The 14,142-nt window shown below is 60.6% G+C and carries 10 protein-coding genes; 6 read left to right on the plus strand and 4 right to left on the minus strand.

From position 1 onward, the window contains the following. Positions 1–4: 4 nt before the first annotated feature. Positions 5–1,471 carry a protein adenylyltransferase SelO gene (locus PY793_RS11680; RefSeq protein WP_275178190.1) on the minus strand — a complete coding sequence of 489 codons (1,467 nt, stop codon included), beginning with the start codon at positions 1,469–1,471 and terminating at the stop codon, positions 5–7. 263 nt (positions 1,472–1,734) lie between these two features. Here PY793_RS11680 and PY793_RS11685 point away from each other — a divergent pair, with 263 nt between their 5' ends. The 4 genes from PY793_RS11685 to PY793_RS11700 all read left to right on the plus strand — a co-directional run bounded on the left by PY793_RS11685 (position 1,735) and on the right by PY793_RS11700 (position 7,268). Then, on the plus strand, positions 1,735–2,838 hold the full coding sequence (locus PY793_RS11685) for a branched-chain amino acid aminotransferase (RefSeq protein ID WP_275178191.1): 1,104 nt from the start codon (positions 1,735–1,737) through the stop codon (positions 2,836–2,838). A gap of 159 nt (positions 2,839–2,997) precedes the next feature. Then, positions 2,998–5,820 (plus strand): DNA polymerase I, encoded by a 2,823-nt coding sequence (gene polA, locus PY793_RS11690; protein WP_275178192.1) that lies wholly within the window; start codon positions 2,998–3,000, stop codon positions 5,818–5,820. A 3-nt stretch (positions 5,821–5,823) separates the two neighbouring features. Further along, positions 5,824–6,447, plus strand: a complete 624-nt coding sequence (locus PY793_RS11695) for an SCO family protein (RefSeq protein ID WP_275178193.1) — start codon at positions 5,824–5,826, stop codon at positions 6,445–6,447. Between the two features lie 56 nt (positions 6,448–6,503). Further along, positions 6,504–7,268: a lysophospholipid acyltransferase family protein gene (locus tag PY793_RS11700; protein ID WP_275178194.1), complete on the plus strand. Its 765-nt coding sequence runs from the start codon at positions 6,504–6,506 to the stop codon at positions 7,266–7,268. Positions 7,269–7,274: 6 nt separating this feature from the next. On the opposite strand, the gene ppk2 is transcribed toward PY793_RS11700, so the two are convergent. Both ppk2 and PY793_RS11710 read right to left on the minus strand, forming a co-directional pair. Next, positions 7,275–8,192, minus strand: a complete 918-nt coding sequence (ppk2, locus tag PY793_RS11705; protein ID WP_275178195.1) for a polyphosphate kinase 2 — start codon at positions 8,190–8,192, stop codon at positions 7,275–7,277. A 70-nt stretch (positions 8,193–8,262) separates the two neighbouring features. Then, positions 8,263–9,876 carry an inorganic phosphate transporter gene (locus PY793_RS11710; RefSeq protein ID WP_275178196.1) on the minus strand — a complete coding sequence of 538 codons (1,614 nt, stop codon included), beginning with the start codon at positions 9,874–9,876 and terminating at the stop codon, positions 8,263–8,265. A gap of 429 nt (positions 9,877–10,305) precedes the next feature. On the opposite strand from PY793_RS11710, the gene PY793_RS11715 reads away from it, so the two are divergent. Beyond that, the gene (locus tag PY793_RS11715; RefSeq protein ID WP_275178197.1) at positions 10,306–11,601 is read left to right on the plus strand and encodes a dicarboxylate/amino acid:cation symporter; all 1,296 of its coding nucleotides are present in this window, start codon (positions 10,306–10,308) and stop codon (positions 11,599–11,601) included. 125 nt (positions 11,602–11,726) lie between these two features. Here the strand turns inward: PY793_RS11715 and PY793_RS11720 are convergent, their stop codons facing one another. Beyond that, the gene (locus PY793_RS11720) at positions 11,727–13,319 is read right to left on the minus strand and encodes a gamma-glutamyltransferase family protein (protein WP_275178198.1); all 1,593 of its coding nucleotides are present in this window, start codon (positions 13,317–13,319) and stop codon (positions 11,727–11,729) included. Between the two features lie 223 nt (positions 13,320–13,542). Between PY793_RS11720 and PY793_RS11725 the strand changes: the two genes are divergently transcribed. Further along, positions 13,543–14,142 (plus strand): nucleoside 2-deoxyribosyltransferase, encoded by a 600-nt coding sequence (locus tag PY793_RS11725; RefSeq protein ID WP_275178199.1) that lies wholly within the window; start codon positions 13,543–13,545, stop codon positions 14,140–14,142.

The raw sequence follows: 14,142 nt of genomic DNA on the forward strand, positions 1-14,142 counted from the left end.
CGGCTTATGTGCCGCAATAGGTATAGGGCACCACCTCCGCAGGCTGTGGGGGGGCTGCGTACTGCGCCATGCCCGGCTGCTCCACATAGGGGTTGGCCAGCACATGCAGCATCTCCCTGAACGGTGCGTAGTCCTGCTGTTTTACGGCGGCCTGAATCATGGCCTCCACCCTGTGATTGCGTGGAATATAGCACGGGTTGACCTGCTGCATGGCGCAGGCGCGGGCGGCATAGTCCGCCCCTCCCTGCTGCGCCACACGTGCACGCCAGTGGGCCAGCCACGGACCGGCGCTGGCTGGCAGCCCTGCTGGCAGCCCATGACCATGCAACGCCTCCTCATGACTGAGAGCGCGGAAGGTGTTGGTCATGTCCATTTTTTCCGCCGCCATATGGTCCAGCAGGGTTTTGAACAGGGTTTCGTCAGCGTTATCCTCTCCCACCAGCCCCAGCTTTGCGCGCATGCCAGCAAAATAAGCGGTATGGAAATGCGGATGGAACGCCTCCAGCGCCTGCTGGGCCAGACTGATGGCCTGCCCGTCCTCCTCCGCCAGCAGAGGGAGCAGGGTCTCGGCAAAACGGGTCAGGTTCCACAGAGCCATGGTGGGCTGATTGGTGTAGGCATACCGCCCACGCTTATCAATGAAGCTGAACACGGTGGCCGGGTTGTAGGTGTCCATAAAGGCGCAGGGGCCGTAGTCTATGGTTTCGCCCGATACGGCCATGTTGTCAGTATTCATGACACCATGAATAAAACCGGCAAGCATCCACTGCGCCACAAGAGTGGCCTGTGCCGCCACAACAGCCTGCAGCAGCGCAACATAAGGCTGCGCGTCCTGTGCTGCCTGCGGGTAAAGCCGGTCAATAACAAAATCGGCTAGTGCCCGCAAAGCCTGCGTGTCCTGCCGGGCGGCAAAGAACTGGAACGTGCCGACACGGATATGGCTGCGCGCCACGCGCGCCACAATGGCACCGGGCAAAGGTGTTTCACGGTAAACGCGCTCGCCCGTTGCCACCGCAGCCAGAGCGCGGGTCGTGGGGATGCCAAGGGCTGCCATGCTCTCGCTCAGCAGATATTCACGCAGAACGGGGCCAAGGGCTGCCCGTCCATCCCCACTGCGTGAATATGCCGTGGGGCCGGAGCCTTTAAGTGCGATTTCGCGCATATGGCCAGTGCGGTCCGCAACCTCCCCTAAAAGCAGGGCGCGACCATCACCCAACTGGGGGGAAAAATGGCCGAACTGGTGCCCCGCATATACGGTTGCCAGCGGGTCCATACCCTGTGGCATCCGGTTGCCTGCCAGCATGGCCAGGCCCTGCGGCCCGGCCAGCCATGCCGCGTCCAGCCCCAGTTCCGCAGCCAGAGGCCTGTTCAGCGCAATCAGTTCCGGCCGGGCAACCGGGGTGGGCTGCGTGCGGGTATAAAAGCTGGAGGGCAGCGTTGCATAACCCTGCCGGATGGGGGAATGAGGCATTGTTACACCACCTTGCAAAAAAGCCCTGGCACTCTGGCGTGGGGCTCAAGCCCTGCCACGGCCGCACAACACACAGGAACGGACCACATACGCCACGGTTCGCACCTATCTGGCACAGACACGGCGAACATGATAGGAAAGAGCCCAACCGGACTACCGGCAGGCTGCCTTATGGTGCGCCTGAAGCAACAGAATAAACCCGTATACCGGAGCAACCAGGCCCCTGGTCCCCACACCAGCGCCGCGGAAAACGCGAGAATACCATGACCACCGTAGCTGACAGCATTGCCTTCAAGATCACCCGCAAAACGGACGGCACCCCCGCCGCCGAGCGTGAAAGTCTGGTCGCCAACCCCGGTTTTGGCCGTGCTTTTACCGATCACATGGCTGTTGTCACCTATACGGAAGGCAGGGGCTGGCATTCGGCTGAAATCCTGCCCCGCCAGCCGCTCATGCTCGACCCCGCCGCCTCCGTGCTGCACTACGCGCAGGAAATTTTTGAAGGCATGAAGGCCTACCGCGCCCCCGATGGCGGGGTGCAGCTCTTCCGCCCCGAAGCCAATGCCCGCCGGTTCCAGAAATCGGCCGAGCGCATGGCCATGGCTGAACTGCCCGAAGACCTGTTTCTGGAAGCCGTGACCCAGCTGGTCAGAATCGACCGTGACTGGGTGCCCGCACCCGAGGTGGGCACGCTCTATATCCGCCCCTTCATGATTGCGACGGAAGCAGCCCTTGGGGTCAAACCTGCCTCCGAGTTCAAGTTCATTGTCATTGCCTGTGCTGCGGGGGAATATTTCTCCAAGGATGCCGGTCCGGTTTCGGTCTGGGTGGAAACCGAAACCGTGCGCGCCTCCCGCGGGGGCACGGGTACGGCCAAATGTGGCGGCAACTACGCCGCCAGCCTGACCGCACAGATGGAAGGCAAGAACCATGACTGCCAGCAGGTTCTGTTTCTGGATGCGGAAGAACGCCGCTGGCTGGAAGAAATGGGCGGCATGAACGTGATGATGGTGTTTGAAGACGGCACCCTGCTGACCCCCCCGCTGGAAGGAGGCACCATTCTGCACGGCATTACGCGTGACAGCCTGCTGACTCTGGCGCGTGATGCAGGGATGACCGTAAAGGAAGAGCGCTACGCCCTTGACCAGCTTTTTGCCGATGCCAAATCCGGTAAACTCAAGGAAGTGTTCGCCTGTGGCACGGCGGCGGTTGTATCCCCCATCGGGGCGTTCAAGAGCAAGACCGACCGTTGCATCATCAACAACAATCAGGTGGGTGAGGTCACGGCAAAGCTGCGCCAGAACCTGTGCGACATCCAGTTTGGCCGTGCGGCTGATCCGCATGACTGGGTCAGCACCGTGGCGTAAGGCCACATCAGGGCACCCCGAACACACACCCCGGCCACCACCGGGGTGTTTTTGCATATGCCCCCCGGCAGAGATGCTGGACAGACCGGCCCAAGCGGCATATCCCCAGAACATGTTTGCTTTTTTGCCCGCCCTCCCCTGCACACGGTTCCCCCAGCCATGACCAACACGCCGCATCTGGTTCTTGTGGATGGCAGCGGCTTTATTTTCCGCGCTTTTCATGCCCTCCCCCCCATGACCAGCCCCGATGGGGTGCCGGTCAATGCGGTTTATGGCTTTACCAACATGCTCGCCCGCCTGCTGCGCGACCATGTGGGCACACATCTGGCCGTGCTGTTTGATGCAAGCCGCCAGACCTTCCGCTCCGAACTCTACCCCCAGTACAAGGCCCACCGCCCCGCCCCCCCCGAGGACCTGCGCCCCCAGTTCGGCCTGATCCGGGATGCCACGCAGGCTTTTAACGTCCCCGGCATAGAATTGCCGGGCTGGGAGGCGGACGACCTGATCGCATCCTACGCAGTGGCCGTGCGCAAAATGGGGGGCACCTGCACCATTATTTCCTCCGACAAGGATCTGATGCAGCTTGTCGGGCAAGGCGTGTGCATGCTCGACCCCATCAAGCAGACCCCCATTGGCCCGGCGGAAGTGGAGGTCAAATTTGGCGTCCCGCCCGAAAAAGTGGCGGACGTACAGGCCCTTATGGGTGACCCGACAGATAACGTGCCCGGCGTGCCCGGCATTGGCCCCAAAACGGCTTCGGCCCTGATTAACGAATTCGGCACGCTGGAAAACGTGCTGGCCAGCGCCCCGGACATGAAAAAATCCAAAAAGCGGGACATGCTGATCGAGCATGCGCAGGCAGCCCGCCTCTCGCTCCAGCTGGTGACACTGGCAACGGATGTGCCCCTGCCCGTACCGGTAGAGGAGCTGGCCACGCGCGAGCCGGACACACTGGTGCTGGCCGACTGGCTGGACAGCATGGGCTTCCGCTCTGTCATGTCCCGTATGGGTATGGGCAGCCCTGCTGGCGCACATGCCCACCGCGCGGCCCGAGCCTCCGCCCATGCCAGCGCAAACGGGCAGGATACCCCCGGCCAGCCCCCGGCAATGCCGGTTCCCGCCACCGCCAGCGGCCCCGCCAACCTGCTGAGCGCACCCTATGCGGAATACGAGACCGTGCGCACCGCCGAGACCCTGCAAAAATGGGTCAGCATGGCTCAGGAAGCAGGCATGTGCGCCGTGGATACGGAAACCGACGGGCTGGACCCGCTGACCGCGAACATGCTGGGCTTTTCCCTTGCGACTGCTCCCGGCAAAGCCTGCTACGTGCCCGTGCGGCACGAAGGCACGCTGGAAGCCCTGACCGGTGAACAGCTTGACGCCACGCAGGCACTGGAGCTACTGCGCCCGCTGCTGGAAGACAGAAGCGTTCTCAAGGTTTTCCAGAACGCCAAGTTCGACCTGCTGGTGCTTGACCACGCAGGCATAGACCACACCAGCATTGCCCCGGTGGATGATACAATGCTGATCTCCTACAGCCAGTCTGCCGGGCTGCACGGACAGGGCATGGACGAACTGTCTGCCCTGCACCTCAACCACACCCCCATAACGTATGACAGCGTCACCGGCACGGGCCGCAACCGTATCCCCTTTGCACATGTGCCCGTAGAAAAAGCCACGACCTACGCCGCCGAGGATGCAGACGTTACCCTGCGCCTGTGGCATGTACTGCGCCCCACCTTGCGCACCAGCAGGGCGCTGGCCCTGTACGAACAGGTCGAGCGCCCGCTGATACAGGTGCTTGCCACCATGGAAAAAAATGGCATTGCAGTGGACCGCGCGGAACTGACCCGCCTTTCCGCCGACTTTGAAAGTCGTATGAAAAACATGGAGCAGGGCATTTACGCCGCCGCTGGCCGGGAATTCAACATAGCCTCCCCCCGCCAGCTTGGTGAAATCCTGTTTGACGAAATGGGGCTCAAGGGCGGCAAGCGCGGCAAGGCAGGGGCATGGAGCACGGATTCCTCCGTATTGCAGGACCTGGCCGATCAGGGCCATGACCTGCCGGTACGGGTGCTGGAATGGCGGCAGCTCGCCAAGCTCAAATCCACCTATACCGACGCCCTGCTCAAGCTGGCCAGCAAGGAAAGCCGGGTCCATACCTCGTTCCAGATGGCCATTACCACCACGGGCCGCCTGTCCTCCTCCGACCCGAACCTCCAGAACATTCCTGTCCGCACGGAAGAAGGCACGCGCATCCGTCAGGCATTTGTGGCCCCTGCCGGGCGCAGGCTGATCTCGGCCGACTATTCCCAGATCGAACTGCGGCTACTGGCAGATGTGGCCAACATTCCCACCCTGCGCGAAGCCTTTGAACTGGGGCAGGACATCCACGCCCGCACAGCGTCAGAAGTGTTCAACATCCCGCTCGAAGGCATGGACGCCCTGACCCGCCGCCGCGCCAAGGCCATTAACTTTGGTATTATTTACGGCATTTCCGCCTTTGGGCTGGGCAAACAGCTTGGTATTCCCGCAGGGGAAGCCAAAAGCTACATAGATGCCTATTTTGCCCGCTACCCCGGCATTCGGGATTATATGGAGCAGATCAAGGCCGAAGCCCGCGCCAACGGCTATGTCATGACCCCGTTTGGCAGGCGCTGTTACGTGCCGGGTATTCATGAAAAAAGTGCTGTCCGCCGCCAGTACGCGGAACGGCAGGCCATTAACGCTCCGCTTCAGGGCGGGGCTGCGGACATTATCAAGCGTGCCATGGTGCGCCTGCCCGAAGCGCTGGGGGCCGCAGGGCTGAACAGCGCACGCATGCTGCTTCAGGTCCATGACGAACTGCTGTTTGAAGTGGATGCGGAACAGGCGCATGCTGTAGCCGACAAAGCCAAGGCAATTATGGAAGCAGCGGCAGAGCTCAAAGTGCCGCTGGTGGTAGAAACAGGCATTGCCCAGAACTGGGCGGAGGCACACTGACCCATGACACCAGCAGGAAAACGCATCGCCCTGATCAGTGTGGGTATTCTGGCTCTTGCCGGGGGGGGCAGCTTGCTGGCCACCAAGCTTGCACTCAAGCACAGCATTAGCCTTAATTCCTACGGCAACCCTGTGGGTGGCTCCTTCCGCCTGATGGACGCCACAACCGGCACCATGACGGACAAAAGCTTTCAGGGCCGGTGGATGCTCGTGCTGTTCGGAGCCACCCATTGCGGGCAGGACGCATGTACCCCTGCCCTGCACACCATGTCTGCCGCCATGGATGAGGTTGATCCGGGCAAACGCAGGATGGTCATTATTTTTGTAAGTCTGGACCCCGACCGTGATGACGCCGAACGCCTGCGCCAGTACGGTGAGAACATAAGCCCCCGCGTGGTAACGGGCACGGCTGCCCCCTTCGCTCTGGCTGATCTGGCAAAGGAATACCATGCACCCATTGAAAAAATGAGCGACCCGGAATGGGACTATGCCATGCGCATGTCCCCCCGGTTTGTGGTGATGGACCCGCAGACGCGCTACCGGGGCACCATAGACGCACAGGCTGATCAGGCCAGTATGGCCGCAAGCCTGCGCCAGATCATGGCGGCGGATACCCCCGCCCCCTGATCTGCCCTCCGCCCTGGCTTCCGTTACGTATTCCTGCAGGTCTGTTCCGTCCCCTCATGCCGATGTTCCCCTCCGCTCTAAGTGCCTCGGCGCGCTTTTATACCTCCCTGCTGGTAACAGGGGGGGTTTTTGTGGTGCTGGATGCGGGGTCGTTCGTGCTGCGCCATACCATGCCCGAGGGGGCGCGCCGCAGACGCATTGCCCGGCGCTGGTTGTGCTCCATGGCAAAAGTGGCCGTGCGTTACCTGCATGCCGCCGGTATTCTGGACTGCGACATGGCGGAACTGGCCACCATTGCCCAGCGCCGGAACCTTGTGCTGGTTGCCAACCATCCCTCCCGGCTGGACTGCCTGCTTCTGGCCTCGGCCCTGCCCCACATGGTATGTGTGACCAAAGCCTCCATATGGGAGCGTGGAGTACTGGGCAGCACCCTGCGCACCGCAGGTTATGTGCGGCACGATACGTTGCTCAGGATTATTGGTCCGGCCTCCCAGACCCTGCGTGAAGACTGCCAGCTTCTGCTGTTCCCCGAAGGGACACGTTCACGGGCAGGAGCCGAGCCCGGCCCCATACAGCCCGGCTTTGCCGCCATTGCCCAGCGCACACGCTCGGACGTACAGGTGGTGCTGATAAATACAACATCGCCCTATCTGTCACAGGGGTGGCCGTTTTTAAAACGCCCTCCCCTGCCCATGCGCTACAGTGTAAAGCTTGGACCGCATTTTACCGCCCCCAAACGGGACGAGGCCAGCGGGCGTGCCTTGATTGAAGCCGTGGAAAACCGCTTCAGGTCCTCCCCGCAGGGCGGGGAGGGTTTTTGAACACTCTTAGTAGATTTCAGGAATAATCATGCTTTCAGGCGTAGGCAGGCGTTCATAGTCCGCATGGTGCACACGCGGAGGTAGCGCAACCTCAGGGTGAGACACAGCCTGATAAGGCACCTGCGCCAGAAGATGGTTGATGCAGTTCAGCCGCGCGCGTTTTTTGTCCACGGCCTGCACAACCCACCACGGGGCTTCGGCAATGCTGGAGCGCTCGAGCATGGTTTCCTTGGCCTTGGTATAGGATTCCCACCTGCGGCGGCTCTCCAGATCCATCGGGCTGAGCTTCCACTGTTTGAGCGGGTCTTCTATCCGGGCACGGAAGCGGGCTTCCTGCTCGTCATCCGTGATGGAGAACCAGTATTTGACAAGCTGGACGCCACTACGGACCAGCATGCGCTCAAACTCGGGCACGGAACGGAAGAACTCCTCGTATTCCTCATCCGAGCAGAACCCCATGACCCGTTCCACACCGGCGCGGTTGTACCAGCTCCGGTCAAACAGAACGATCTCACCCGCAGCAGGAAGCTGGGCTACATAACGCTGGAAGTACCACTGCGTTTTTTCGCGGTCTGTGGGAGCAGGCAGCGCAGCCACGCGGCAGATGCGCGGGTTAAGCCGCTGGGTAATACGCTTGATCGCACCCCCCTTGCCTGCGGCATCGCGCCCTTCAAACAGCACCACCAGGCGGTGGCCGGTTTCCTTTACCCAGTCCTGCAAACGCACCAGTTCGCCCTGCAGGCGGACCAGTTCGCTAAAATAGGTGTGGCGGAAGCTGCGGTCAGACACAGAGGCATCACCCCCCAGTCCCTCTTCCTGCAATTCGAGTTCGATCTCTTCATCCAGATCATCAATGATCTCCTGCCGGATACGCTCGCGTTCACGCTCGGCGGCAGAAAGGCTGTTCACATTGGCATCAGACATGATCTTGCCTTCGCAGTTTGGGAGAAACAGTGTCTGGCGTGGTCATACGCCAGGCCAGAGCGGAGGTTTTTTAGAAAATGTGGCGGAACACCACATACAGTATGCCGCTGATCAGCATAGCGGCAGGCAGGGTGGTAATCCATGCCATACCCATGGCGCGCAGAGTGCCCCACTGCAAGCCACCACCACCGGCGGCCATTGTGCCAGCAACGCCGCTGGAGAGGATATGCGTGGTGGAAACCGGCAGACCATACCCTTCGGCCAGACCAATAGTGCCCATGGCGACAAACTCGGCGGACGCGCCCTGAGCATAGGTCAGGTGGCTTTTGCCAATTTTTTCACCCACGGTCACAACAATGCGCTTCCAGCCGACCATGGTGCCAAGGCCCAGAGCAACGGCAACCGCAATTTTAACCCACACAGGAATAAAGCGGGTGCCTGCATTAAGCTGCTTCATGAACTTGGCCAGTTCACTGTCTTCCTCTGCGCTAAAGGTTGTTCCCTTGCCCATGTTATGAATGGCTTCCGCCACCAGATACATGTCAGTACGCACGTTGGGCACGGTTGCTGCGGGAATTTCGTGCAGGGAATGATAACCGCTTACGGCCTGTGCAATATCCGCCGACAGCACGGACAGGGCGGCATACACTTCGGGGCGGGCTACGGATTTGATACGCAGCGCATCTGTAACCTGAGCGCGGGCTTCTTCCGCCGTGGGCTGCTTGAGCATGGGCTGGGCATGCACGTCAAACACATGGGTAGCCTGCTGTGCGGTTTCCACAAAGCCGGGCATCATGCTGTCGGGCATGGCGCGGTTCAGAGCGTAGGCGGTAGGAGCCGCACCGATCAGGATCAGCATGATCAGGCCCATGCCTTTCTGCCCGTCATTGCTGCCGTGGAAGAAGGAAACGCCCGTGCAGGTGCCAATCAGCAGGCCACGGATCCACAGGGGGGGCGGGGCATCGCCTTCAGGCGCACGGTAGAGGGCGGCGTTACGCACCACAACGCGCAGCACCATAAACAGGCCAGCGGCAAGAATAAAACCACACAGGGGGCTGAACAGCAGGGCTGAAAACACCTTTTTGACCTGCATCCAGTCCACGCCATACAGGGCGGTGCCTGATGGCGACATAAGCTGGTTTGCAAGGCCCACCCCCAGAATGGAGCCTACCAGAGCGTGGGACGAGCTGTTGGGAATACCAAGTGCCCATGTTGCCAGGTTCCACACAATGGCGGACAGCAGCAGGGCAAAGATCATGGCATGGCCAGCGCCACTGCCAACCTGCAGGATCAGTTCCACCGGCAGCAGCGTTACAACGCTATATGCCACGGCACCCGAAGAGGTCAGAACCCCAAGCAGGTTCCACATCCCCGACCAGACCACCGCAACCAGCGGGGGCAGGCTATTGGTATAAATAACAGTTGCGACCGCATTGGCCGTATCGTGAAAACCGTTCACGAATTCAAAGCCCAGAGCAATAAGCAACGCCAGAGCCAGCAGGGCGAAGGCCCCGGTTGCTATGCCACTGGTACCAACAGCGTGCAGGTCGGCCAGCACGCTGTAACCAACAAACGCCAGAGCTGCTGCAATCACTCCCAAAAAGAACATGCGGAAAGCCTGATGCTCCCCTTTACGCATATTCGGACGTCCCCCAACCGGAGAACTCAGCATTGTATCTGACATAAAAGCACCCTGCGCAGAAAAAGATGGCCGCAAGATAAAACTCTTTTTATTCAGATTGCGTTAAGAAATTGTGAAACAAAAATTTCTTTTACATCAGTTCTATAGTCTTGTTCGCGCCCCATTTATGTAGCGTTGACACAAATGCAGCGCTCATCCTGCGCAATCCATTTTGTTTCCTGCGGGGGATGCCACCGGGCAGGGCGATAAACGCATCGGACATATCCGCCATAAGCCCGGGCGCGGAAGCAAACACACAACAGTGTTGTTTTTTTCATGCCCCGGATAGAGGGGCAACCCTTTCCAAACCGCAACAGGTGGGAGTAGCCTACCCCCAGCTTACATCGAGAGGCTTGATATAACAGAATAACTTTCGCCAACGCCCATTGCGGACGCTCAAACAAAAACAATAAAAACAGAAAGATAACCAGCGTGCTTCCCTCTACCACCCCCCTTTCCAGCTCACACCAGCGGTTCCTTTATCTTCAGGTTCTCGCAGCCGTGGCAGCAGGTATTCTTGTCGGCGCTCTGTTCCCCTCTGTTGCAACACTGCTCAAACCGTTGGGAGACGGGTTTGTAAAGCTGATCAAAATGGTCATTGCGCCGGTTATCTTCCTGACCGTCAGCACTGGCATTGCCGGCATGGCGGACCTTAAACAGACCGGCCGTGTGGCAGGTAAGGCCATGCTGTATTTTTTATGCTTTTCCACACTGGCGCTGGCAGTAGGCATGGTGGTAGCCAATATCGTGCGCCCCGGTGCTGGCATGCACATCCATCCGCAAAGTCTGGACAGTGCTTCGGTCGCGCAATTTGTACAGGCAGCGCACGGCCATTCCTTTACCGACTTCCTGCTCCAGATCATTCCCTCCACCACGGCGGGAGCCTTTACCTCGGGCGAGATCCTGCAGGTGCTTCTGGTGGCCATTCTGTTTGGCATCAGCATGGCGCAGATGGGGCAGGCGGGAGAAAACGTGCTGAACCTGTTCCGCAGTCTGACGGAAATGGTGTTTGGTGTGGTCCGGCTGGTTATGTATCTGGCACCGGTTGGCGCATTTGGGGCCATGGCATTTACCGTGGGCAGGTTTGGCCTTGGCTCCATTGTGCATTTGCTGGGGCTGGTGCTGACCTTTTACTTTACCGCTGGCGTGTTTGTTCTGGTTATTCTGGGGGTTGTGGCCCGGCTGGCGGGCTTCAGCATCCTGCGGCTGCTGGTATTCCTCAAGGAAGAACTGCTGATTGTGCTGGGCACCAGTTCGTCCGAATCAGCCTTGCCCGGGCTTATCAGCAAGCTTGAGCAGGCCGGGTGCAAACCGGGCATTGTGGGGCTGGTGGTGCCTATGGGCTATTCCTTCAACCTTGATGGCACCAATATCTACATGACCCTTGCAGCACTGTTTATTGCGCAGGCAACAGACGTGCATCTGGGCTTTGGCGAACAGCTCGCCCTTCTGCTTGTAGCCATGGTCAGCTCCAAAGGGGCTGCAGGGGTTACGGGGGCTGGCTTTATTACACTGGCAGCCACCCTGTCCGTTGTCCCGAGTGTGCCGGTCGGGGGGATGGCGCTCATACTGGGAATTGACCGGTTTATGTCCGAGTGCCGCTCGCTCACCAACCTTGTAGGCAACGCCGTGGCGACCATTGTCATTGCCCGATGGGAAAACGCACTGGATACGGAACAGCTCGGCAAAACCCTGCATGCCGCCAAAAAGAGCATCCCTTCCCCCTGACCCCACCGCCACACAGCCCCCCAGAACGGGGGGCGTGTCGCCACGCGCTACGGCACAGATGCTCCACGGTTCTTCCGGGCTATCTGTCTTGCTACAACCGGCATGCTCTGGTTATGAGTCCGAGCCTAGTAGGCTCCAACACACCCATCGCTCCGGGGGTCTGCCGCCCCTTCGAACAGGCCGCTGGCGTGGCGCACCACAGCCCCGGCATGGCCCATCATGCTGGTAAAGGGGGCCACGCGCTCTACCGCGTGCCCAGCCTGCTCCAGCCGGGTGATTACCCCCGCGTCAAACCGGCTTTCCATTTTGAGCGAATGGCTGTGACTGCCCCATGTGCGCCCCAGCAGCCAGCGTGGCGCGGTAATGGCCTGCTGCAAGGGCACACCAAACATGGCATAACGCGTAAACAGAGCCGCCTGTGTCTGCGGCTGGCCTTCTCCCCCCATGGTGCCGTAAACCATGACCCGTCCATCATCAAACCGGGCCAGAGCGGGGTTGAGGGTATGGAACGGCTTGCGGCCGGGCGCAAAGGCGTTCCACCCCCCTTCCTCCAGCACGAAGGACGCACCACGATTCTGCCAGAGCAGCCCGGTCTGGGGCAGGAACACACCGGACCCGAATTCAAAATACAGGCTCTGGATCATACTGACCGCCACCCCCCGGGTATCCACAGCCCCCATCCAGGTCGTGTCCCCCATCTGCTCTGGGGCGGGCCACGGCATGGCATGGTGAGGGTCTATGCAGGCCGCCATGGCGTTAAAGCGGGCCGTATCATCCAGAAAACCCTGCGCGTCCTCACTCATCCAGCGCGGGTCACCCACATGCGCATTCCGGAACAGAAAAGCATGCTTGGTGGCCTCGACCAGTGCGTGCACATAGGCAAAACCATCCACCTCCCGCACGTTGAGTTTTCCAAACAGCTTGAGAATGGCAAGCGAAGCCACGCCCTGAGTTGGCGGGGGAGTATTATAGACCTGTGCACCCGCCACGCGGGCATGCAGGGGCGCAGGCGTTGCCACCGTGTGGTGGGTAAAGTCCTGAGCGCGCAGGGGACTGCCTGCATGGGTCAGGTCAGCCAGCAGCCTGCGGCCGACATCGCCTGTATAAAAACTGCCCAACCCGTGGCGCACCAGACTTTGCAGGGTTTCCGCCAGAGCCGGATTTTTGCGTATATCCCCAGCCTGAGGCAGGCGCCCCTGTGGAGCGTATGCGGCGGCAAAAGCGGCATTACCTAGGAGTTCGGCCCGTTTTTCCGCCAGCAGGCAGGCCTCACTCGCGGTCAGGGCGTAACCGTTGCGGGCGTACCAGATGGCATCTTCCAGCACGGCATCCAGCGGCAAGGCTGGCTGGAGCGCCGCACTCCGCCCAAGTGCAGCCTGCCAGCCCGAAACCGTGCCCGCCATGGTGTTGGCCGCCATACCCCCACGCCAGGGCACGCTGGTATGGCCTGCGGCTGCGTAGTCTTGCGCACTGCTCTGCAGGGCTGCGGCGCCGCAGGCTTCCAGCACCTCGGTCCGGCCATCAGGGTAGGAGACCAGCCAGAACGCATCTCCCCCCATGCCGGTCATGTGCGGATAAACAGCACACAGGGTTGCGGCCATGGCGGTTACCGCCTCCAGCGCCGTGCCACCTTTTTTAAGAATAGCCAGACCGCTCTGGCTGGCCAGATGGTGCGGGGATGTAACCATCCCCCGGGTGGACTGAAAACTATGCAGCATGGTCTGGACGGCTCCCGCTCTGGTATGGCCAGATTATTTGTGCACAGGATACCGCGCTTTTGCGCCATACCCCACAGACAAAAAAAGCACATCCCCATTGCCGGAGTGCGAGCGCCTCCAGCCTGCCCGCCACGCCGGCTGTCCTGACCACCTTTATACCTGACAGCGCACACAAAATCTGACAACCATGCCACTTTGCCCACCACCAGCAGGACCCCACACCATGCCCCAGAATCAGGCAGGCACCCGGCCAGACCAGAACGCCACACCAGGACCTGCCGTATACCTGGCCGGGCCAGGCGTCTTTGCGCTGGATGCCCACGCACAGGGGGCGCAACTGGTGGCAACCTGCGCACGCGCGGGCCTGCGCGGCCTGTATCCGCTGGATGCGGCACTCGACCCGCAGGCCCATGCTGGCCCCACCGCCTATGCCGCAGCCATAGCACGCGCCAATATGGGCCTGATCCGCCAGAGCCGGGCCATTATTGCCGATCTTTCCCCCTTCCGTGGCCCCAATGTGGATGATGGCACCGCATTTGAAATAGGGTATGCCCACGCGCTCGGCCTGCCTGTTTTTGGCTATGCCAGCACAGCCACCCCCATGGCTGCCTACCCTGAACGTGTACTGGCCAGTGGAGCGAGCATGAGCACGGTCATGCTGGATAACCGCGCAACACTGGTGGATGCGCACAACATGACGGTGGAAGATTTTGGCCTGCCCGTTAACCTGATGATTGCAACGGTTCTGGCCGATTCCGGCACCATTTTTTCCTCTGCCCAGGGGGCTATCATGGCGGCGGCCCACCTGCTCACACGGTCATGA

Source organism: Acetobacter fabarum, from assembly GCF_029069195.1.
GTDB classification, from domain to species: domain Bacteria; phylum Pseudomonadota; class Alphaproteobacteria; order Acetobacterales; family Acetobacteraceae; genus Acetobacter; species Acetobacter fabarum_A.